This is a genomic window from Silvibacterium dinghuense (genome assembly GCF_004123295.1).
Taxonomy (GTDB): Bacteria; Acidobacteriota; Terriglobia; order Terriglobales; family Acidobacteriaceae; genus Silvibacterium; species Silvibacterium dinghuense.
On record NZ_SDMK01000002.1, the window covers coordinates 271,633 to 292,716 of the forward strand.

Genomic DNA, 21,084 nt, shown 5'->3' on the forward strand with positions numbered 1-21,084 from the left:
GATTAACCAGCTTAAGCGGAGGCCTTCGAGGTCACACGCAGCAGAGCAGAGAGCGAGGTCGCGCAGACCTCGGGCTCATATTGCATCAGATCGTCAAAACTGAAGCTGCCTGTAGCCACGGCAATGGTGGGCAGGCCGTTGGCGCGTGCCGCCGAGATGTCGGAAGGCGTATCCCCGACGACGCAGACGGTAGCTTCGGGGCCGGAATGCTCACGGGCGAGCTTTGCGGCGTGCGCGATCATATCGGCGCGGAGAGCGAAGTTGTCACTGAAGCCGCCGAAGGTGAACCAGTGCCGCAGGCCGAGGAACTCGATTTTGAGCCAGCCGATCGCTTCGAGATTGCCGGTCGCGACACCGAGCGCTGCACCCTTCTTCTGGAGGTGAGCGAGCGTGTCTTCGACACCGGGCATCATGGCAATCTGCATCTCGTGGCGGCGGCTGGCCACTTCGACGCGCATGTTTTCGAGGATGGCTTCCAGATGCGGCTGCCAGAGGTGTTCTTCAAGCTTGGCGAGGCGAAATGCATCGTGGAGGATGCCGGGATCGGTATTGCCGCTCAGGATGACGCCATCGAGCACCAGTTCCTGTCCCATGACTGCGCGGACGCCGGAAAAGAAGGAGCCGACATGAATGCGGTCGCGGCAGCGCAGCAGGGTGCCGTCGATATCAAAGAGATAGGCGGCCTGCTGGTCCCAGAGAAAGCCGGGCTGAATATGAACGCGATCGTCAGTTTGCGTCGTCGCGGCGAGAGGCTGCTGCGTGGAGGGAAGAGTCACTGAAAAGATCCTTGCTTCCAGATTAAAGCAGGAGAGCACAGGAAATCGGCGCAGGCCTCTTCCTGGGAGAACAGTTCAGCGGGCAACCTGACGGCTTTCCAGCATGGGGCGCTCGCTGCGCGGCGGCCGCTTGAGGCCGAGACGGATTTCGGCAGGGTTGATGTCAAGCTCGGCGATGGTGCGGCTCAGCGTGTTGCGGTGCATGCCAAGCTCCTTGGCCGCCTTGCACTGGTTGCCCTTGTGATGTGCGAGGACCTCGATGAGGAAGCGCCGCTTGAATTCGCGCACGGCTTCGTCATAGGTAATACCCCCGGCATGCATCTGTGTCACAAGGTTTTCCAGTTCACGCTTCACATTCAACCTCTTTCTTTCGCCTTGCAGGGCGCTGATCGCCCTGGTGCGCTTCATCATTCCAACCCACTCACGCTGTTCTGTGAGTGTGCAACCTGCTGCCTTTTCTGCAAAGGCAAAACTTGCGCCGTAGACCTGATCCTAAGCCGAAGGCCGAATCCAGGACGGCTGCGCATGGCGGAGAATCGTCACCCCTTGGCGAATGCGCTCGCCGAACTCCGTGGGCGTCACGATCGATGCCTGGTGGGCCGCGCTCAGGAAATACGGAATGAGACGCGACTCACGAAACCACGTGGCCTGAGGCAGGAACGCGGCAACCGCCAGCACCGCAACCGTAATCAGAGCGCACCCTTTCACCAATCCAAAGACTGCGCCGACCAGCCGGTCTGCCCAGCCCAATCCTACCGAATGCACTGACCAGCGGATGAGGCGGCCGATGAGTCCAGCGGCAATCATCACCCCCAGGGCAATGGCCAGAAAACTGAGAGCCTGATCGGCTACGGCGTTGTTGATCCAGCGCCCGAACCAGGGAACCAGCTTCTGATAATTCCAGCTCGCGAGGAGCAATCCCAGAATCACACCCGCGAGCGAGAAGACTTCAAGAAAAAAACCCTTCTTGGCTGCCGACAGGATCGAAACAACAAGGATAACGACAATGACCCAGTCGATCAGCGCCATGAACATCCCGTTTTAAAGAGAAAGTGACTTGCCGGTAAGCAGCCGGTAGGCCTCGAGATACTTCTCCTGCGTACGCTTGACCACATCCTCCGGCAGCGACGGCGCAGGGGCCTGCTTGTTCCAGCGGATGCTCTCGAGATAGTCGCGTACGAACTGCTTGTCGAACGAAGGCTGCGCGCCGCCCGGCTTGTACTGGTCCTGCGGCCAGAAACGCGAGGAGTCCGGCGTGAGCACTTCGTCCGCCAGGATAATACCTTCCGCGGTGGTGCCGAACTCGAACTTGGTGTCGGCCAGGATGAGGCCGCGCTCTTCCGCGTAAGCCGAAGCCTTGGTGTAGATCGCGAGCGTGAGGCTGCGCAGCTTCTCGGACTTGGCCGCGCCCACGCGCGCCACCATCTCGTCGAAGCTGATGTTGATATCGTGCTCGCCGTCCAGGCTCTTGGTCGCGGGAGTGAAGATCGGCTCGGGTAACCGGTCGCTCTCGCGCAGGCCGGCAGGCAGCGGAATGCCGCAGACGGCGCCGGTGGCCTGGTAGTCCTTCCAGCCGGAGCCGGAGAGGTAGCCGCGGACCACGCACTCGACCGGGAACATCTGCGCCCGCTTCACCAGCATGGAGCGGCCTCCGAGCTCCGCGGCAAAGGGCTGAAGCTCGGCCGGATACTGCTTCACATCGGCGGTGATGAGGTGATTCGGAACGACATCCTTGAGGAAGTCGAACCAGAAGAGCGAGAGCTGCGTGAGCACCTTGCCCTTGCCCGGGATGCCGGTGCCGAGGACGTGATCGAAAGCGGAGATGCGATCGGTGGCGACAAGTAGAAGATGCTCGCCAACGGCATAAAGATCGCGCACCTTTCCGCGCGCGTGAAGGACGAGATCGGCAAACTCGGTTTCGATAAGAGCGGGCAACGGGAGAGCCTTCCTGGTTGGGACTGACGATGAGACTGAACTTCGATTTTCAGTCGCAGGAAGAGCTTTGTCAACGCGCCGTGAGCGCTCTCGAGGGGAGAGGATACCGGTCTTGATACGGTAGAAATGCAGGGCCAAGGTTGCGTTATCCGGAGAACGCAACGGCAGAATACGGTGGCCGCGTGTTCCCCAAGAGCGCCCGGCCTGCTTCATGCCTACCCCGCTTTTGGGTGAAGATGCCGCGTCAATTTAATCTGCTGACGGGGGAAGATCGATATGTCCGGGATCAGGCGATTAGGCGATGGGTATGAGCCGCATGTCGATGAATTGGCCGACAAGTTGACCTACTCGCTGCCGGTTGATTCAGGCTTCTTCAGTACGAGCTTTTCATTCGACATTGCGAGAGCTGATCTGAACGTTCTTCTTTCAGATCCATACCGCCGCGCTGCGCTTGAAATCATAGCGCACACGGTACTTCAGAGATCCCTCCTTCCAGGTGCCGAGCGTGTAACCCAGCCAGCATTCGATGCTCTTGTATCACAAGTTTTGCACTCTACGCCGACGCTGCTGGAAAATTACATCGCCGAGATAAGCCAGGATTACCACATCGCCATTCGTGTATTTATCGAGCGGGCAATGGCTCGACGGTCTGAGAATCGAACTCTCTAGTTGGCGATACGAGCGCCCGCTTTCAAGCTTACAGGTGAACCCACACCGCAGCCGGCCTGGTATACGGCGCGACGAGAAACCGGACGAAGAACCATGACTAGGTATGTCGAAGGAAAGGTATTGCGAATGCGGTGTAGCACCTGCGCCGTGACTTTTCCATCATTTGAATTTTCCGGTGACACCGACATGGCCACGGACGGGTTTGTCGCAGCGACATCGATGGATACAGACGCGGTAGCACTTGGGGTGGCAACTGTCGAGGAATATCGCGCTGGTTATTCCAGCGGGCAGCACCTTTTTGCGGCGCGAGTGAGGCAGAAACTCGATCTCAATATGGTCGCCATCGATTTTGTGCGCTATGAAGACCACCGCCCTTCATCTCCGGGCAGAAGTTTCCAGCTTTTCCAGGAGAGCTATAGGCCGCCTGAAGCAATCTACGCCTGTCCGATTTGTGGCGGTGATGCTCATGTTGAGCAGAAGCTAACGCCGGAAGTTTTCAGAGATGCGGGCGGGCAACTGATCCTGGTAGATGGTTTGACCTTGAGATCCACCTGAATGCCATAACGCCTTCTTCGGCATTCAGGTAGATCGATAAGATCAACGCATCTCGCACATGAGGTAGAGCGCGAGGATTATGCGGTAGCGCGCCGGTCGCCGGTGTTTTGCTGGCCGCCGAGCTTCACGCTGACGACCTTCGAGACGCCCGGCTCTTGCATGGTAACGCCGTAAATCATGTCGGCAGCGGTCATCATGCGTTTGGAGTGCGTCACGATGACGAACTGCGTGTCGTTCGACATGCCGCGCAGCATGTCGGCGAGGCGGCCGACGTTGGTTTCGTCGAGCGGGGCATCGACTTCGTCCAGCACGCAGAAGGGGCTCGGCTGGTACTGGAAGATGCCGACCAGCAGCGAAAGAGCGGTCAGCGCTTTCTCACCACCGGAGAGCAGCAGCACATTTTGCAGCTTCTTGCCCGGCGGCTGCGAAACGATATCGATGCCGCTGTCCGCGCTGTTCTCCTCATCCGTAAGCCGCATGAAGGCCTGACCGCCGCCGAAGAGCTTCGAGAACGTCGCACTGAAGTTCTCATTGATGCGCACAAAGGCTTCGTCGAACTTGGTGCGCGAGATCTGGTCGATTTCGCGGATGGTCGCCGTGGTGTTCTCGATCGAGTCGAGCAGGTCCTTACGCTGCGTTTCGAGGAACTCGTGGCGCTGTGAGGTCTCCTGGTACTCCTCGAGAGCCATCATGTTCACCGGACCCATGCCCTCGAGCTTCTGCTTCAGGCCGCGGCAGGCCTCGTCTTCGGTCGACAGCGCCTCGCCGTCGATGCGGACGATCTCCTGGTCCTCGCGCAGCACCGAGGCTTCGACGGCGAGATCGTTCATGCAGGTCTCTTCGAGGTGCGTGAGCTCGGCCGTGAGCGTTGCCGAGCGCGAACTGCGGACACTGCGGGTTTCGCGCAGGGTATCGGTCTCAGCACGGAGGCTCTTGAGCTGTTGCTCGATCTCGGTCACCTGGGCGCGCAGCTGCGTGGCTTCGGCGGTGAGGCGGGCAATCTCCGCGAGTGCCTGCTCCCGCGTGCCGGCAAGCTGTTCGCGGCTGGCGGCGAGCTGTTCATTCTCGCGCTCACGCTGCTGTTTCTCCGACTGCGCTGCGACAAGCTGTGCCTCGATCTGGCCTACACGCTGGCGCACGTCGTTGAACATGCGGTCGATGCGCGCGAAGTTCGCTTCGGCGCCGCGGCGGCGTTCTTCGAGTCCGGCCAGCTCCGCCGAGACCTGAGCAGCCTGCATCTGCGCCTCTTCACGCTGACGGCGCAGGTTTTCGAGCGTCTTCTGTAGTTCTTCGATGCCGGCTTCGGCGGCAAGGTGCTGCGACTCGATGCGGCTGGCCTCTTCGCGCTTCTGCTCGATGAAGGTCTGCTTCTGGTTGCGCTGATCCTTGTTGCGCTCGCCCTGCAGAACCCACTCCTGCAGCCGGCGTTCCAGGCGCTGGACTTCCGACTCTAGCTGCCGGAGAGCAGCCGACTGGTTCGCGCTCTCACGCTCGGCCACGCGGCGCTCTTCGCCCAGAATCTCGAGCTGGCGATTGATCTCCGAGAGTTCTTTCGCAAACGTAGCCGCGGCCATCTCGGTCTGCGCCAGTTCCGTCTCGACCTTCTGCAGCTTCTCCTGTGTCTCACGCAGTTCGCGCTTCAGCGTAAGCGGACCGCCGTTGCGCGGCTTGCCGCCGGTCACGGTGACGTTGTGGAAGCATTCGCCCGAAGGCGCGAGGAAGAAAGCCTGCGGGTTCTCGAGCGCAAGCGAGCGAGCCGTCTCGGAATCCGGTGTCACATAACCGTCGCGCAGCTTGGGCAGGATCACTTCAAGCGAGCGACCGAAACCGTCCAGCACGCGGATGCACTTCTTGAGCGGCACCACGCCCTGATGCTGTTCGTGGCGATTCTGCGAGTCGTCGCCGGCAAACGAGAAGCGGGCCTGCGAGTCCTCGGGATGCACGAGGAAGGTCGCGCGGCCATCGACGTCGGTCTTGAGCAGGCGCATGCCTTCGTGCGCGGCATCCCAGCTCTTCACCACGATGTAGTTCAGCTCGTCGCGCAGAAATTCGTCGACGACGCTTTCGTACTGGTCGTTGACTTCGAGAAAGTCAGCCAGCGTGCCCACGGGCTTAAGACCGCCGGCGAGCGCATGCGAGCGGAATAGCTTCTTGACCGTGTCGGTGGAGTAGCTGTGCTCTCGGATGAGCGATTCGAGCGAATTCTTACGCCCGGCCAGCGTGGCGCGTTCGCCGCGCAGCTGATCGCCGCGGCGCTTGGCCTCGGCTTCTTCGCTGCGCTTCACGTTGATCTGCGCGCGAAGCGTCTGAATCTCGGCTTCGAGATTCTTCAAGCGTTCGGTGACGGATTCGAAGGTGAGCGATGCCTGTCCGCGTTCGGCTCCGAGCGATTCCAGATCCTTGCGGGCCGTGTTCATCTCCCCGGCAAGGCGTTCGGCTTCGCGCTCGAGCGAGGCAAGCGACTCTTCGGCCTGCGTGGCTTGGTTGCGAATGTTGCCGACCTGCGAGAGCAGCTGCATGGCCTGGCGGCGGGCATTTTCGGCACGCTGCTCGCCGGACGACACAGCGGCGAGTGCCTCACGGGCCTGCTGCTGGCGTACCTGCGCCTCTTCCTTGAACGCCTGCGCCTCGGAGGCCGCAGAGTCGAGGAACTTGCGCTGCGCATCGCGCTCGGCGGTGAGGTTCGCAAGCTGTGCGCGCGTCTGTTCGAGCTCGGCAGCGCCGGCAGTAGCGCGGGCATCGAGATCGATGATGCGTTCTGCGTTCGCATGGTGGCGCGAAGCGGCGCGTTCGAGCTCGACCGCAGCCTGGTTGGCGCTGGTCTGTGATTCCTTGGCGGCAGTGTCGATCTCGTAGCCGCGGGCGCGAAGCGTCGAGTGCTGCGCGTCCATCTCCTCGATCGCGGCAGAGTGCTGGTCGATGCTGGTCGTCAGTGTGCCGATCTCTTCGGTCACCGCAGCCTGTTCGGTGTCGAGCTGCGAGATGCGGCTGGCGAGCACCACGCGCAGGCGTGCGCGCATCTCGTCGCGCAGTTGGCCGTAGCGCTCGGCCTTCGCGGCCTGGCGCTTCAGCGAGGCCATCTGCCGCGTAATTTCTTCGAAGATATCGTTGACGCGCGAGAGGTTCTGTTTCGACTGCTCGAGGCGCAGCTCGGCGAGGCGCTTCTTGGTCTTGAAGCGGGTGATGCCGGCGGCCTCTTCGATGATCGAGCGGCGGTCGTGCGGCTTCGAGCTGAGCAGCTGGCCGATGCGCTCCTGCCCGATGATTGCGTAGGACTCCGGCCCTAGGCCGGTGCCCATAAAAATGTCCTGAATGTCGCGCAGGCGGCAGAGCTTGCCGTTGAGCAGGTATTCGCTGTCTCCGGTGCGGAAAAGCCGGCGCGTGACGACGATTTCGCCCTTCTGCGGCGTCTTCTGGAACTTGCGGCGCCGGATCTTGAGAACGACGGGGCTGCCGCCTTCCACCGACGCTTCAGCCTGCTCACCCTCGGGCTGCTCTACAGACGGATTCACAGCGGACGGGTTCGCGGCTGGAGCCGCGCCTTCGACGGCGACCGGACCGGGCTGGGCCTCGGCGATGATCTCTTCCACTTCGGCGGCACGTTCGGCGCGGATCTTCTCCTCGTCCCAGTCGGCCTCCATCTCGTCCTCGATCACGATCTCCGGCTCGTCGAGCAGCGGGCCGCCGACATAGGCTTCCGGATCGATGAGGGTGATGGTGACCTCGGCCATGCCGAGGGCCTTGCGGTCGCGCGTACCCGCAAAGATGACATCTTCCATCTTGCCGCCGCGCAGGGTCTTGGCGCTCTGTTCGCCCAGCACCCAGCTGAGGCCATCGAGAATGTTGGACTTGCCGCAGCCATTGGGGCCGACGACGATGGCAATGCCGGATCCGGGGAGCGCGACCTCGGTACGGTCACAGAATGACTTGAAGCCCAGGATCTGGATCTTTTTCAGCTTCAGCATGGGAATTGACTCCTTCCTTCGCTGAGGGGAGGCGAAATGCAGGCGAAATACGCCGGACCAGGCCTGAAAACAAGCTGGTCAGAGTCGAATGTAGCGGTCAGCCGGGGCAGGGTCAACATGGCAACCCCAAGATGTTGTGGATAAGGCGTCCCAAACTCAACCTTTAGACATCGAATGCAGATTTCGAGGCTGCAGAGGATGCCTTTCAGGGCATTCCACCCAAAAACAGCCGCCATTCGTCAAAAAGAAGCAGGAGAACCCCGCCAGACGATTTCAGGGTAGAACGCACGGCGGAGCGTCGCAAGCGGAAAGCAGGCGGGTAACCGCAAGAGGCAAGAGGGAAGCGGCCATGTTGGAAAAACAAGTCCGCGCACTCCCAGGCAGGGTCAGGACTTCTTCTTTTGCAGCGGACGGACTTTGATCTCGCTGATAAAGGAGCTATCGGCCTGCGTGACGATAAGCTCGACCGCGGCGGCAATGTCCTCCGGCTGGATCTTCCAGCTGCCGTCTTCGGTGTGGCCAAAGGAGGTGTTGACGGACCCCGGAGCGATGGCAGAGACGCGGACACCATAGTCGCGAAGCTCTTCGGCGACCGAATAGGTAAGGCCATTCAGGCCCCACTTGGAGGCGGCGTAGGCTGCCCCGTTTTTGAGCGGATTGTGTCCGGCGAGCGAGGCGATGTTGAGGATGTGGCCCCTGCGGGCAGCGATCATCATGGGAGCAAAAGCCCGGATCATCAGGTAGGGACCGCGCAGGTTGGTGGCCATCAGGTCGTTCCAGGCGCCGGGATCCATCTCATGCAACGGGTGACCGAGCGAGCCGATGCCGGCGTTGTTGACAAGGATGTCAACGCGGCCGTGACGCTCCTTTAAGGCCTGCATAAGCGCCGTGATGGATTCCTCGCTGCGCAGATCGAGGGCATGCGCTTCTGCCTTTCCGCCGGCAGCACGAATAGCCTCTGCCAGCTCTTCCAGCTGTCCGGCGGTGCGCGAGGTCAGGACTACGGTTGCGCCAAGAGCCGCCAGGCGATGGCTGACAGCGGCACCGATGCCGCGGCCGGCTCCTGTGACAATCGCGATCTGCGAAGCAAGGGGAAGAAAATTTTGGGAACAATCGGGTGTCGTCATGGTGTCTATGGTGTCTGAAGTGTGATGACGAAAGAGTACCCTAAGCGACATGGTCAACGCTTCACGGCAGTCGCGCATCACAAGGGGCGTAAGTGAGATGAAAATCTCGCAAAATCCGTAGCTGGAACAGTTCTTTTCCAATACGGAATTCAATGCCTGGCGTAAGACGAGTCGAATTTCGTCTCCTCGTGCCATCTGCTTCCGGGCTGCTGTTCATCCTGTTCTCAAAGGGATGGGCGGTTGAAAGGAAGAGCGGGGAGGGGAATGGAATCGTTGAGGAAACTCTTACTTGTCATGGAAAGGAACTGGTTTCTATAATCCAGCCACGTGGCTGTAGTGTAGATGCATGGCATGGACGGGATTCCGTCTGGTTCGGACAGGTTCCGCGTTTTATCCGCACTTGGCTCGCACTCGCGAATGCAATTAATAAGGAAAATTCCTTAGGAGCGTTGAATGAAGAAGGTCGTTTTTGCATCCTTGCTGGCGTTTGCCACCAGCACCCTCTGCACCATGAGCGCCACGCCGGTCGCGCTGGCACAGGATGCTTCGGGGTCCCAATCCAGCTCGATCACCATTAAGGATCCAGCCGAATACAACGCTTATACGAATGCGATTGGGCAGACGACTCCTGCCGCAAAAGCCGCTGCGATCGAAGCTTACCTGCAGCAGTATCCGAACAGCGTGGTCAAGAAGGAAATGCTCGCGCAGCTCGTAGGCGCCTACCAGGCGACCGGCGATACGGCGAAAACTTTTGATGCCTCCAAGCGGCTGCTCGAGGTCGATCCGACCAACCTGCGTGCGCTGACCTTCATCGTCTACGTGGAAAAGGCACAGGCTGCCGGGGATCAGGCAAAGCTTGACCAGGCCGCTGCCGATGCGCAGAAGGGGCTGTCCGCAACCAAGCCCTCGGACATGAGCGATGCCGACTACCAGAAGCTCAAGGATGTGGCGACGCCGATCTTCTACAGCACCGAAGGTGCCGACGATACGGCCAAGAAGGACTACAAGGACGCCATCGATGCTTACACGAACGAGCTGAAGTCGACCAAGGACCCGGCAGGCACCACCCAGGGTTTTGAGCTGGCCGATACCTACTACCTCGGTAACGCCTACCTTCAGCAGGACCCGAAGGATCTGGTCAACGCGATCTGGTACCTGACGCGCGCCGCGCAGTACCTGCAGGAGCCGTACAAGTCCAATGCTGAGAAGGCCGCCGAGTATTGGTACAAGAAGTACCACTGCGCGCAGAACGACGCGAACTGCCAGAACACGCTCGAAGGCTTCGATGCGATCAAGCAGCTGGCGCACGACAACATCTTCCCGCCCGACTCCTACAAGCCCGTAGCGGCGCCTCCGCCGCCGTCGCCTGCCGATCTGGCGCACCAGGCTATCGTCAGCACGCCTGACCCCAGCAAGCTGGCTCTGGCCGATCAGGAGTACATCCTGGCCAATGGTAATGACGACGATGCGGCCAAGGTGTGGAACGCCCTGAAGGGCCAGACCTCGCAGATTCCGGGTGTCGTGGTCCAGGCCACGGCGGATTCGGTGCAGCTGGCTGTCTCCGACGACGCCAAGCAGTCGCAGAAGGCCGACTTCACCATCAACATGAAGGAGCCGCTCAAGGAAGTTCCGGCGGTTGGCTCGAACCTGACCCTGATCGGTACCTTCGACTCGTACACGAAGAATCCGGCAATGATCATCCTGAAGGACGGCGAGCCCAAGCCCGCGGCAAAGGCTCCTGTACACCACACGCATCGCACCACCGGTAAGTAAGGCGAAACGCAGGAAACAAACGGGCAGCCAGCTGGCTGCCCGTTCCTGTTTGCGGCGATGGTAGAGTGGGATGCAATGAGACGCGCTCGCTATCCTTTCTGGATGATGGTCCTGCTCTGTGCAGGATTCCTGCGTGGCACGGCCCAGGAGCATGGCCCAGGGCCGTGTGAAAAAGGGACAGACGCGTCAACCCAGGGTTGCGGCGCATACGTTTCGCTCGAGCATCGCTCGCTTGACGCGATGACGCCGGAAGACCGGGAGCTTTGGTCCTCCCGCACGCGGGATATCGCGCAGGCTGCGGCGATTCACGGTTACAACATCGAAGGCACGGCAGCCTCCGGCAATCCAGAGTGGATGGTCTCGCAGAGCCTGTGTCTGCACTGCGGGGATACACTGCTGCTGCAATACCGCCTGATCCACGCGGACAGGGCGGTCTCTGCGTTTACCGTGCTCGTGCCGCGCAGCGGCGGACCGGTGCGTGTTGTCTCCGTGCTCCACCACAATGCGTGGGATTTCCTGCCGTCCATCCAGAGTCCGGGCAGCTTTGCGCTGTTCGATACATGGCTTCCGGAAGAGGAGCGCCGGCGCGCGCTGGAGCAACGGGCCGCTGCTCCCTGGCTCGGACTGGGGCTGGATTATGCCGAGTTGACTGGAAACCGGCCGATCGTTCCAATCGAACCGAGCCTGGATAACGCTACGATTCTGGCGCCTGAAGTTATCCTGCAAATCGACGATATCCGCCTGAAACGAGAGCTGATCTTTTCCGATCGCGAAGGGCCGGAGGCGTATCGCGTCTGGAATATCCGCATGGACAGGAATGGAAAGATTTTGCAGGTGAAGACCAGGGCGCATGCGGCTTACACCGCCCATCTTCTGCCGACTGCGGCCCCTGCCGGCAAACTCATCCAGCCGACCGAGCAGCCGCAGGGGAAGAGCATTCCTGATGTGGCACCGTAACGGGTTCTGAGGCGCGCAGGAGATTCAGCGCGGATTAAGCTTCTTCTGGCAAGCTGTAAAGATGCGGGTCCTGTTGGTGGAAGACGAAGTGCGTCTGGCGGAGAATGTGGCAGCAGCGCTGCGCGAAGGGCCGGGCTACGCCGTGGATGTGGCGGAAGACGGAGAGACCGCTGTCGATCTGGCCGGAAACCGCTGCTACGATCTCGTCATCCTGGATCTGATGCTGCCGCGCATCGATGGCGGCGGTGTCCTGCGGCGCATTCGCGCTGCGGGGGATAAGACGCCCGTGCTGGTATTGACGGCACGCGCCGAAAAAGATTCGATCATCCGGCTGTTGAACGACGGCGCGGATGACTACCTGAGCAAGCCGTTTGATCTAGGCGAATTGATTGCGCGCGCCAAGGCGCAGATCCGGCGCGGCAAAGGTGCGGCCCATCCGACCATCCGGGTTGGAGACATCGAGATTCATAGCCTCGAGCAGCAGGTGACGCGCGGCGGCCGTCCTATCGATTTGTCGCCGATGGAGTATCGCATTCTCGAGTATCTGGTCTATCGGCCGCGAGTGATCGTCTCGAAGCGGGAGTTGCTGGAGCATCTCTACGATTACAACTGGGAGCACCACTCCAATGTGATCGAGGCCCATGTGTCGAATCTGCGCCGCAAGCTCGACGCGGATGCGGCGCACCCAAGCATCGAAACGCTGCGCGGCCGGGGATACCGGCTGGCCATCGTGCGTGAGGTCGGATGAAGCGCTACTCCCTTACGCGACGGCTGGTGGCGACAGTGCTGCTCGTGGAGTTGCTCTCCGCAGTGGCTGTGACAGGGCTGGCATGGGCCTATGAACGGCATGCGCATTTCCGCGCCTTCGACGTGCTGCTGCGCGGGCATGCAGACTCCATTCTCGGGGCAGTGCAGGACGCAGAAGATCCAGGAGACAACGTATTTCTGGACAGGACAGTCCTGAATCAGGGAGATCTGTCGCTTCCGCGCGACGATGTGTACGAGGTGCGCGATGAGAAAGGGCGCATCCTTGGCCGGTCTACGAACTGGAGCGGCGCGACGGACGCCCAGATGGCAGAGCCGGAAGATCATCCCGTAAAGCTGATGATCGGGCACCGGCATTATCACGGTCTGCTGCTGCATGGCACGCGGCGGGTGGACCCGAACGACAAGGGCGGCGGCGGCACGCTGCATCACCTCACGGTGATCTATGCCTCGCCGGTCGATCATGTCTGGCACGCCGTGGCGGGCGCCGTGCAGTTCTATGCCATCGCAAGCGTTGCGCTCATGGCCGTAACTGGCCTGCTGATGGCGTGGCTGCTGCGCAGGGGATTGAGCCCGCTGAGAGATCTCGCGGACGAAGCCTCAAAGGTGACGGCAACCGCGTGGAGCTTCCATCCTTCGGAGCAGGCGCGCGCGATGGCGGAACTGGCTCCTCTGGCGCTGGCCATGGAGCAGACGCTGACCAGGCTGGAAGACGCCTTCGCGCAGCAGAGGCGTTTTACCAGCGATGCGGCTCATGAGTTGAAGACTGCGGTTGCCGTAATCAAGTCGTCGCTCCAGTTGCTGAGCATGCGGCCGCGTGACGTAGAGGAGTACCGAGCCGGTCTGGAGCGTTGCCAGCTGGATTGCTCGCGCCTGGAAGAGATCGTTTTAAGAATGCTGCTGCTGGCCCGTTATGAGGCAGGCGCGTCATCTTCCGATACCGGCGTGGCGGAATGCAACCTGCGCTCCGTGATCTTTTCCGTGCGGGACGAGTTCATGCCGGTGGCACTGGCGCGCGGCCAGCGGCTTGAAGCAAAGGCAGAAGAAGATAGCTTCGTACCGCTCGTGCATGCGGATGCGACCATGCTACTGGCGAATCTGGTGATGAATGCCCTGCAGCACAGCCCGTCGCATGCCGTTACGCGGGTTACGGTCTGTGAGGACAGCGCAGGGACGCTGCTGACGGTCAGCGACGAAGGAGAAGGGATGTCCGCTGAGGTTCTGGCGCATGTCTTCGAGCGCTTTTACCGGGGCGATCCTTCGCGCGACCGCCACACCGGCGGCACAGGCCTGGGGCTCTCCATCTGCAAGGCCATCGCAGAAAGCGCCGGCGGCAGGATCGAGATTCGAAGCGAAACGGGCAAGGGAACCGCGGTGGAAGTATGGCTGCCTAAAATTCATAAAGAGCTGGAAGTATCTTCAGCGGGCCTTCAGGATCGCCTGCCATGATGCATCCCGGGGGGATATGCATCTGCCCCACATCAGGAGGAACAATTCTATGCCCCGTATGTCTCGACGCCTGCACTGGCTTTCTGTCGGCGCGATGGCGCTTGGTGCCTGCTCACTGAGCACGGTTGCCCTGGCGCAGAACCCTTACAAAATTGTGGACCACTGGAAGATTGGCGGCGAGGGCGGCTGGGATTACCTCAAGGTCGACTCTGCGGCTCACCTGCTCTATATCACGCATGGGCCTGCCGTTGAGGTCGTGAGCACCGAGACCGGCAAGGTCATCCATACCATCACCGGGCTGAAGGGCACACACGGCGTGGCCTTCGATGCGAATGGAAAGTACGGCTATATCTCCGACGGCGGCGCGAATGAAGTCGTCGTCTTCGATCGCCATAGCTTTGAAAAGGTGGCCGAGATCCCTGCGGGGACCAATCCGGACGGCATCACCTACGACCCTTCGACCAACACGGTGTGGGCCTTCAATGGCCGCAGCAGGAACGCGACGGTCATCGACGTGGCTTCGCAGAAAGTCATCGGCACCGTGGCATTGCCGGGCAAGCCGGAGTTTCCTCAGGCCGACGGCAAGGGCAACGTTTACGACAACATTGAGGATAAGAACGAAGTTGTCCGTATCGATGCAAAGACGTTGAAGGTGACGGCGGAGTGGCCGCTGGCAGGCTGCGATTCGCCTTCGGGCATGGCCATCGACATCGAGCATCACCGCCTCTTCTCCGTCTGTGACGGAAAGAAAATGGCGGTCGTGGACACCGAAAGCGGTAAGGTCCTGGCGACGCCGGCAATCGGAGATGGTCCGGATGCAGCCAGCTACGATCCCACGCTGGAGTTGGCCTTCAGCTCGAACGGAGATGGCACGCTGACGGTGGTCGATGCGAAGGGTGACAGCTATGGCGTGCTCCAGACGCTGCCGACGCAGCACGGCGCCCGTACCATGACTTATGATCCGATAGCCAAGCGCGCCTACCTGGTCACGGCAGAGTTCGGTCCCATGCCGGCGGCAGTCCCGGGGCAGACTGGGCACCGCCGTCCTCCCGTCATTCCGGGAAGCTTTACGGTGATTGTGGTGGGACGCGAATAGTCCACAGCACTTCAGAAGAAAACGGCCGGAGCCCAGTACGGGTTCCGGCCGTTTTGTATCTGTAACTGTGACGAAATCCTTTAGTGCGCGTTACGGGTCAGCAGGTAATAGACCGCCGGGGTGACGATCAGGCTGAGCAGCATGGAGATTGTCAGGCCGCCAATGACGGCAATCGCCAGCGGCTGGAGCATCTGCGATCCCGAGCCGAGTGCGAAGGCCAGGGGAAGCATGCCGCAGACGGCAGCGAGAGCGGTCATCAGGATGGGACGCAGACGGCGCTGTGCCGCGTGAACCATGGCATCCTCCGCCGTACCACCTTCTGCGCGGTAGTTCTCGTCTGCCTCGAGCAGCAGGATGCCGTTCTTAGCGACAATACCGATCACCATGATGAGGCCCATGAAGGATGCCACGTTGAAGGTGGTGTTGGTGATGAGCAGGGCCGCTACCACGCCGGAGATAGAGAGCACCGACGAGGTGAGGATGGCGATGGGCGCGGAGAAATTGCGGAACTCCGCAAGCAGAACACCGAAGACCAGGGCCAGGGCAAGCACAAGGACGCGGACCAGGTCATGGAAGGACTTCTGCTGCTCCTCGTAGGTGCCGCCGTATGTCACATGCACGCTGGGCGGCAGGTGCATGCTGGCAATCGTCTTCTGCACCTGCTGCATCGTGCCTCCAAGGTCTGAACCTTCGAGCCGCCCGGTGACAGTAATCAGTTGTTGCAGGTTTTCGCGATGGATTTCATTTTGCGGCGGCAGCTGCTCGACCTGCGCGACGGCACCGAGCGTTGCCGTGCGCCCTGAACTGCTGTTGAAGACTGTGTTTTCGATCGCATCGAGCGAGCTGCGGGTTTCGTCACCGAGACGGATACGAATGGTGTACGGGCGTCCGTTGGCAATGAGCGGATCGCTCGTGGTCACGCCATCAAGGATGCTGGTGGCGTCGACAGCGAGCTCCTGCGGAGTGAAGCCGGATCGGGCCGCAACCTCGGGATGGATGCGGAAATTTGTCGCCGGACCACTGATGGTGTTGTCGACACCGTTTTCGACATCGACGACTCCAGGGATCTTGCCGATCGCGTCGGCGACGCGCGGACCGAGCTGATTCAGCAGCGTCTGATCGTTGTTGTAGAGCTTGATCTGGATCGGTTCCGGAGAGTTCGAGAGATCGCCGATCATGTCTTGCAGAACCTGTGTGAACTCCACGTCCAGCTCAGGTTCGGTCGAACGAATCTTCTGTCGCACATCGTTCATGACTTCATCGATGCCGCGATCGCGATCGGCCTTGAGCCGTACGGTGAAGTCGCCGGTGTTGGCCTCGGTGACAGCGGCCAGACCCATCTGCAATCCGGTGCGCCGCGAAGTGCTCTCTACCTCCGGTGTAGCGCTAAGGATGCGCTCGACGTGATCGAGCACACGGTTGGTCTCGGTAAGCGAACTGCCCGCGGGCATGATGTAGTCCAGAACAAAGCCGCCCTCATCCATTTCCGGCAGCAGATCGGAACCGAGATTCTGGTAAGCAAACCAGCTGACGCCAACCAGCGCGAGGCACGCAATGCCAAGAACCAGCGGACGGGCGAGGCAGAACTGCAGCAGGTGGCGATGGCCGCTCATGATGCGGGTGAGAAGGCGCCCGGCCTGATGAGCTTCTCCGGCCGGCTGTTTGGTATGACGTTCCCGGAGGAGTGTGAGGCTGAGGCCCGGCGTCCAGGTAAGCGCGAGCACCAGTGAGGTGAGGAGTGCGACCGTCATCGCGACGGCAAGGGCCCGGAAAAAGCTTCCGGTAACACCGCTGACAGAGATGAGCGGCAGAAAGACGACGACCGGCGTGAGAGTCGAGTAGACGAGGGGCTTTGTGATCTCTCGGATGGCTTTCCGAACAGCATCGACGCGGTTTTCGCCGGAATCGCGATGCATGACGATGTTTTCGACGACAACGATGGCGTCGTCGATGACCAGGCCGATGGCCGCTGCAAGGCCGCCGAGCGTCATCAGGTTGAAACTTTCGCCGGTGATCCAGAGGAAGAGAATCGTAACTGCCACGGTGACAGGAATCACCAGGCCAGCGATCAGCGAGCTGCTCCAGTCGCGCAGGAAGAGAAAAAGAATGCCGCAGGCCAGAACAAGACCGATAAGGATGGCATCGCGCACGCTGCGGATGCTGTCGCGGACCAGCTGGGACTGGTCATAGAACGGCTTGACGGTAACGCCCGGGGGGAGATTCTTTTCAAGCTGCACCATCTCGGCAGCGACGGCATCCGCAACAGCCACCGTGTTGCCGCTCGACTGGCGCGAGATGTTGATGAGCACGGCGGGCTTGCCATCTGCGGTGACAGCCGTATAGGCGGGCATGGTTGCCGCCTCCACGCGCGCGATGTCGGAGACCCGGATAGGCGCACCGGAGGCTGTGGTCTTGATGACGAGCTGCCCAAGCTCTTCCAGGCTATGTGCCTGCGCGCCGACGAGCGCGAGGTTGAGCATGTGGTTCTCTTCGTAGAGACCGGGCGAATCGATGAGGTTGGAAGCCTGCACCGCGTTGACAATATCCGAGATCGTGATTCCGGCGGTCTGAAGCCGCGCGAGGTTCGGAATGATGTGATACTCCGGCACCTTGCCGCCCTGCACTACGACGGTGCTTACGCCGGGAAGCCGGTTAAGTGGCGGCTTGATATCGTAGGTAGCCAGCTCCCAGAGACGAGTCTGCGATACCGTGTCCGAGGTGAGGCTGTAACCGAGGATGGGGAAGGTTGCAAAGGTCAGGCGGTTAGTGGTGATCTTTGCCGTCGCGGGCAAAGTCTGTTCTACCTTGGAGAGCGCAGCGTCGACCTGCTGCAGCGTGCGGAACATGTCGACATTCCAGTCGAAGAAGAGACTGACTTCTGCCGATCCACGGCTGGTGTTCGAGCGCACGGTGGCGAGGCCGGGAACGCTGTTGACCGCATCTTCGATAGGCCGCGTGATCGTGACCTGCATCTGCTCGACAGGCATGACGCCGTTATCGACGCCGATGACGACGCGCGGGAAGCTCGTCTCTGGAAAGACGGAGATGGGGAGCTGAAAGGCGAAGTACACCCCGGCCATCGTGAGCACCAGGACAAAGAAAAAGATGGTGCGCGTAGAGCGGGCAAGCCAGAAGGAAGAGGAGTTCTGCTCGGCCATTACTTGCCCTCTTTTCCGGCTGCGGGCTTCGCATCAGAATCGTCATCGCTGGCGGCGCCGACAGTCACCTTGGTGCCGTCATCAAGCCCGTAGGCTCCGGTGGTGATGACGTTGTCGGCGGCGGTAAGGCCGCTGCGAATTTCGACGTCGGCATTGTCCTGGATGCCGGTTGTGACCGCGCGCTTATGTGCGATGCCATCCGCGCCAACAACCATGACGTAGTGGCTTCCGCTGTCGTTCACAAGTAACGCGGAGAGAGGCAGGGAGAGGATGTTCTTCACCGTGTGACCGGCAATCGCGACGTGGACCGGCGTGCCGACTTTGAGCGAGGAGTCTTGATTGGCGAGCGTCAGCCAGACTTCGACCGTCGTGCTTCCGGGATCGAGCGCAGGGCTGACCAGAGAAACCTTTGCCTGCACCGGATCATCGAGGCCGGGCACGGTCACAGTCGCATCGTCGCCGACTTTGATCTGCTGGGCGAGGCTCTGCGCAAGATGGACCTTGGCGAGCAGCTTGGCCGTCTCCATCACCGTGATGAGCGGTGCACCGGAGGCCGCGGTCTCACCGGCAAAGAGCGGCCGGTCCGTAACAATGCCGTCGATCGGGCTGCGCAGCTCGGAGTAGCTGACCTGCGCCTCGGCGCCAAGATACTTACCCTTCGCAGAGGCAAGCTGGCCCTCGGCGGATTGCACGGCTGCGCCGCGGCTGACCTTCTGCATCGACTCGAAGTGCTGGTCGGCAGTGTCGTAAGCAGCCTGCGCCTGCACCAGGGCCGCGGTTGCGGTGTCGAGATCGCGACCGGGAATCGCGCCCTCGGCAAAGAGCTGCTTGCGCGCGGTGACAATGGACTTGTTCAGATCGAGATTCGCCTTGGCCTGCGCGAGGTCGAGCTCCGCACGCTGATAGTCTTCAGGAATCTGTGCCTTGGTAGAGGTAGCGTAGGCTGCCTTCGCGGCGTCGTAGGCTCCGCGATTGTCGAGTGCGGCAGCTTCCAGGTCGCTGTTCTCAAGGGTGGCGAGCAGCTGTCCTGTCTTCACCCGCGAGCCGCGCTGGACATAGAACTTCTTCACCGGCGCGGTGATCTTGGGTGAGATCGCGGCCTGTGCGATAGGCGCGAGCACCGCATCCGCGGTGATCTGCTGCGTGATGGAGCCAAGCTCGGGATGGGCAGCCTGCACGCTGACCGAGACATCGGGCTCCGCTTCTTTCTTCGTGCAGCCGATAACGAAAGAAAGCGCGAGCGCGGCAGTGAGCGGAGCAGTAAGACGAAGGCTCTTCAGGGCGAGAGGAAGGACGTTCGGCATGATCTAGAGAGTTCCTGTCAGGGTCTGGAGCGCAGCGAGAGCTGTCTGGTAGCGGAGAACGCCGTCTTCGCGGGCATTTTCCGCCGTGGTGAGCGAGTTCTGTGCATCGATGACTTCGAGTACGGTCGCTTCTCCGCCGGTATAGCGGAGACGGGTGAGACGAAGACTCTCCTGCGCAGTCGTGACACTCTGATCGAGTGAGGCGAGGAAGTCGCGTGCGGCCGCGGCCTCGGAATAGGACTCTTCGAGGTCGGCGATGGCGCGTCGTTGAGCGGCAGAGAGTGCAACCTTCGTCGCATCGCGGCGAATCTCGCTCTGCTTCACCTTGTGCGCGGTGGAGAGCCAGTCCCACACGGGAATATCCAGCGTGACACTCGCCGAATAGCCAAGATTCTTCGCGCCATCCGGTCCATTGGTCGCGAACTGTGGCGCATCGATGCCGTAGGTGAAATTGAGGCCGAGATCGGGCAGATACGCGGCGCGAGCGGAGAGCACGTCCGCATCGCTTTCCTTCATAGCTGCCATGGCACTGCGCAGCTCCGCATTGTTCTTCGCGGCAGCGGCTTCGATATCGGCTTTCGAGGCGAGCGGCGGCGGCATCGCAGGCGTATCGAGCGTATATGGTGTGCGCGGATCAGGGAAGAGCAGCACGCCGAGCTCGAGACGAGCCTTCTCGGCGGTAAGCTCGGCATCTGTCAGGTCACGGTGGCGCTGCTGCTGCTCAAGCTGGGCGCGGATGACGTCAGCGTGAGCAGCCTCGCGCGCCGTCTCACGGTTTCCGGTAAGGCTCACAAAGCTGTCTGCCTCATCGGCGGCTCGATGACTGACAGCCACCTTGCGGTCCGTGCCGAGAAGCGTGTAGTAGAGCTGGACGACCGTAGCGACCAGGCCTCGGCGTGCAATCTCGGCTTCGGCCTCGGCGCGAGCGGCGGCGGCATTCGCGTGCGCGACAGCCGCGGTCTGCTGCAGGCCGATGGTTTCCTGGATAGCGCCCTGGCTGGCATATTCCCGAACCGCATTGTTGGCGATGAAGCGCGGAGAAGGCTGTGAGCCGATGCCTTGTCCGGCCTGGTTGTCGAGACCGTTAGGCTGCGTGTAGAGCACCTGGTTGTGGTAGACGACCGAGGGCAGCAGCGCGGCCTTTGCCACCCATCGGTCTGCCTGTGCAGCGCGGCCTTCGGCGCCGGCTGCGGCAAATACCGGTTCGTTGGCTTCGGCTCGCTTGATAGCCTCATCGAGCGTGATGGTTATAGGATGAGACGCTCCGTCGGGATCATTGGCGGCAGGCATCACCGCCTGCTGCCCGCATGCGCGCGGAAGAAGACCGATAAAGGAGGCTCCGAGCAGAGCAGAGGTGCTCAGAGACACCAGGAGGCTGACCGTGTGTGTGCGTTCCATGCTTTATCCGTAAAGTAGCCGCAAGACCTTAAATGCCGCTGAAGATGCTTGTAACGATACAGACGAAAGTTTTCGGCAGGGTGGAATCCCTGCATGAAGCTCCGCGATGCGCGATTTTCGCCAAAACAATCAAATATCTGCATATATATGATTGACA

16 protein-coding genes are annotated in these 21,084 nt (G+C 61.1%); 7 read left to right on the forward strand and 9 right to left on the reverse strand.

Features of this window, described 5'->3' with window-relative positions; all coding sequences use genetic code 11:
* Positions 1-11: 11 nt before the first annotated feature.
* The 4 genes from ESZ00_RS10405 to ESZ00_RS10420 all read right to left on the reverse strand — a co-directional run bounded on the left by ESZ00_RS10405 (position 12) and on the right by ESZ00_RS10420 (position 2,711).
* On the reverse strand, positions 12-776 hold the full coding sequence (locus tag ESZ00_RS10405) for an HAD family hydrolase (protein WP_129208200.1): 765 nt from the start codon (positions 774-776) through the stop codon (positions 12-14).
* Positions 777-851: 75 nt separating this feature from the next.
* Positions 852-1,130, reverse strand: coding sequence for a helix-turn-helix domain-containing protein (locus ESZ00_RS10410; RefSeq protein ID WP_129208909.1), 279 nt, complete (start codon positions 1,128-1,130; stop codon positions 852-854).
* Positions 1,131-1,268: 138 nt separating this feature from the next.
* Positions 1,269-1,805 carry a CvpA family protein gene (locus ESZ00_RS10415; RefSeq protein WP_164981457.1) on the reverse strand — a complete coding sequence of 179 codons (537 nt, stop codon included), beginning with the start codon at positions 1,803-1,805 and terminating at the stop codon, positions 1,269-1,271.
* A 12-nt stretch (positions 1,806-1,817) separates the two neighbouring features.
* On the reverse strand, positions 1,818-2,711 hold the full coding sequence (locus ESZ00_RS10420) for a phosphoribosylaminoimidazolesuccinocarboxamide synthase (protein WP_229741179.1): 894 nt from the start codon (positions 2,709-2,711) through the stop codon (positions 1,818-1,820).
* A 276-nt stretch (positions 2,712-2,987) separates the two neighbouring features.
* On the opposite strand from ESZ00_RS10420, the gene ESZ00_RS10425 reads away from it, so the two are divergent.
* Both ESZ00_RS10425 and ESZ00_RS10430 read left to right on the forward strand, forming a co-directional pair.
* Complete coding sequence (locus ESZ00_RS10425) at positions 2,988-3,380, forward strand: hypothetical protein (protein WP_129208203.1); 393 nt, start codon at positions 2,988-2,990, stop codon at positions 3,378-3,380.
* 126 nt (positions 3,381-3,506) lie between these two features.
* Positions 3,507-3,935: a hypothetical protein gene (locus ESZ00_RS10430; protein ID WP_129208204.1), complete on the forward strand. Its 429-nt coding sequence runs from the start codon at positions 3,507-3,509 to the stop codon at positions 3,933-3,935.
* Between the two features lie 77 nt (positions 3,936-4,012).
* Here ESZ00_RS10430 and smc read toward each other — a convergent pair whose 3' ends face one another.
* Complete coding sequence (smc, locus tag ESZ00_RS10435; RefSeq protein WP_129208205.1) at positions 4,013-7,900, reverse strand: chromosome segregation protein SMC; 3,888 nt, start codon at positions 7,898-7,900, stop codon at positions 4,013-4,015.
* A 386-nt stretch (positions 7,901-8,286) separates the two neighbouring features.
* Complete coding sequence (locus ESZ00_RS10440; protein WP_129208206.1) at positions 8,287-9,027, reverse strand: SDR family oxidoreductase; 741 nt, start codon at positions 9,025-9,027, stop codon at positions 8,287-8,289.
* Between the two features lie 453 nt (positions 9,028-9,480).
* On the opposite strand from ESZ00_RS10440, the gene ESZ00_RS10445 reads away from it, so the two are divergent.
* The 5 genes from ESZ00_RS10445 to ESZ00_RS10465 all read left to right on the forward strand — a co-directional run bounded on the left by ESZ00_RS10445 (position 9,481) and on the right by ESZ00_RS10465 (position 15,067).
* Positions 9,481-10,800 (forward strand): tetratricopeptide repeat protein, encoded by a 1,320-nt coding sequence (locus ESZ00_RS10445; protein ID WP_129208207.1) that lies wholly within the window; start codon positions 9,481-9,483, stop codon positions 10,798-10,800.
* Positions 10,801-10,875: 75 nt separating this feature from the next.
* A complete protein-coding gene (locus ESZ00_RS10450; protein ID WP_129208208.1) occupies positions 10,876-11,757 on the forward strand; it encodes a hypothetical protein in 882 nt (293 codons plus the stop codon).
* A 61-nt stretch (positions 11,758-11,818) separates the two neighbouring features.
* Positions 11,819-12,505 (forward strand): response regulator transcription factor, encoded by a 687-nt coding sequence (locus ESZ00_RS10455; RefSeq protein WP_129208209.1) that lies wholly within the window; start codon positions 11,819-11,821, stop codon positions 12,503-12,505.
* Positions 12,502-13,971, forward strand: coding sequence for a sensor histidine kinase (locus tag ESZ00_RS10460; protein ID WP_129208210.1), 1,470 nt, complete (start codon positions 12,502-12,504; stop codon positions 13,969-13,971). Before ESZ00_RS10455 ends, ESZ00_RS10460 begins: the two co-directional genes overlap by 4 nt.
* A 49-nt stretch (positions 13,972-14,020) precedes the next feature.
* A complete protein-coding gene (locus tag ESZ00_RS10465) occupies positions 14,021-15,067 on the forward strand; it encodes a YncE family protein (RefSeq protein ID WP_308419062.1) in 1,047 nt (348 codons plus the stop codon).
* Positions 15,068-15,147: 80 nt separating this feature from the next.
* Here the strand turns inward: ESZ00_RS10465 and ESZ00_RS10470 are convergent, their stop codons facing one another.
* From ESZ00_RS10470 to ESZ00_RS10480, 3 genes are read right to left on the reverse strand one after another with little or no spacing between them, the layout of a single operon-like run.
* Complete coding sequence (locus ESZ00_RS10470) at positions 15,148-18,225, reverse strand: efflux RND transporter permease subunit (RefSeq protein WP_129208211.1); 3,078 nt, start codon at positions 18,223-18,225, stop codon at positions 15,148-15,150.
* Positions 18,225-19,529 (reverse strand): efflux RND transporter periplasmic adaptor subunit, encoded by a 1,305-nt coding sequence (locus ESZ00_RS10475; RefSeq protein WP_129208212.1) that lies wholly within the window; start codon positions 19,527-19,529, stop codon positions 18,225-18,227. The genes ESZ00_RS10470 and ESZ00_RS10475 overlap by 1 nt, the downstream gene beginning before the upstream one ends.
* 3 nt (positions 19,530-19,532) lie before the next feature.
* Positions 19,533-20,927 carry a TolC family protein gene (locus tag ESZ00_RS10480; RefSeq protein ID WP_229741181.1) on the reverse strand — a complete coding sequence of 465 codons (1,395 nt, stop codon included), beginning with the start codon at positions 20,925-20,927 and terminating at the stop codon, positions 19,533-19,535.
* Positions 20,928-21,084: the final 157 nt, after the last annotated feature.

What these genes read in the sequence shown, in the direction of transcription:
- ESZ00_RS10430 (WP_129208204.1), top strand. Translation starts at nt 3,507, where the DNA reads ATGCGGTGTAGCACCTGCGCCGTGACTTTTCCATCATTTGAATTTTCC.
- ESZ00_RS10445 (WP_129208207.1), top strand. Translation starts at nt 9,481, where the DNA reads ATGAAGAAGGTCGTTTTTGCATCCTTGCTGGCGTTTGCCACCAGCACC.
- ESZ00_RS10425 (WP_129208203.1), top strand. Translation starts at nt 2,988, where the DNA reads ATGTCCGGGATCAGGCGATTAGGCGATGGGTATGAGCCGCATGTCGAT.
- ESZ00_RS10480 (WP_229741181.1), bottom strand. Translation starts at nt 20,927, where the DNA reads ATGGAACGCACACACACGGTCAGCCTCCTGGTGTCTCTGAGCACCTCT.
- ESZ00_RS10460 (WP_129208210.1), top strand. Translation starts at nt 12,502, where the DNA reads ATGAAGCGCTACTCCCTTACGCGACGGCTGGTGGCGACAGTGCTGCTC.
- ESZ00_RS10470 (WP_129208211.1), bottom strand. Translation starts at nt 18,225, where the DNA reads ATGGCCGAGCAGAACTCCTCTTCCTTCTGGCTTGCCCGCTCTACGCGC.
- ESZ00_RS10465 (WP_308419062.1), top strand. Translation starts at nt 14,021, where the DNA reads ATGCCCCGTATGTCTCGACGCCTGCACTGGCTTTCTGTCGGCGCGATG.
- ESZ00_RS10440 (WP_129208206.1), bottom strand. Translation starts at nt 9,027, where the DNA reads ATGACGACACCCGATTGTTCCCAAAATTTTCTTCCCCTTGCTTCGCAG.
- ESZ00_RS10450 (WP_129208208.1), top strand. Translation starts at nt 10,876, where the DNA reads ATGAGACGCGCTCGCTATCCTTTCTGGATGATGGTCCTGCTCTGTGCA.
- ESZ00_RS10455 (WP_129208209.1), top strand. Translation starts at nt 11,819, where the DNA reads ATGCGGGTCCTGTTGGTGGAAGACGAAGTGCGTCTGGCGGAGAATGTG.
- smc (WP_129208205.1), bottom strand. Translation starts at nt 7,900, where the DNA reads ATGCTGAAGCTGAAAAAGATCCAGATCCTGGGCTTCAAGTCATTCTGT.
- ESZ00_RS10475 (WP_129208212.1), bottom strand. Translation starts at nt 19,529, where the DNA reads ATGCCGAACGTCCTTCCTCTCGCCCTGAAGAGCCTTCGTCTTACTGCT.
- ESZ00_RS10415 (WP_164981457.1), bottom strand. Translation starts at nt 1,805, where the DNA reads ATGGCGCTGATCGACTGGGTCATTGTCGTTATCCTTGTTGTTTCGATC.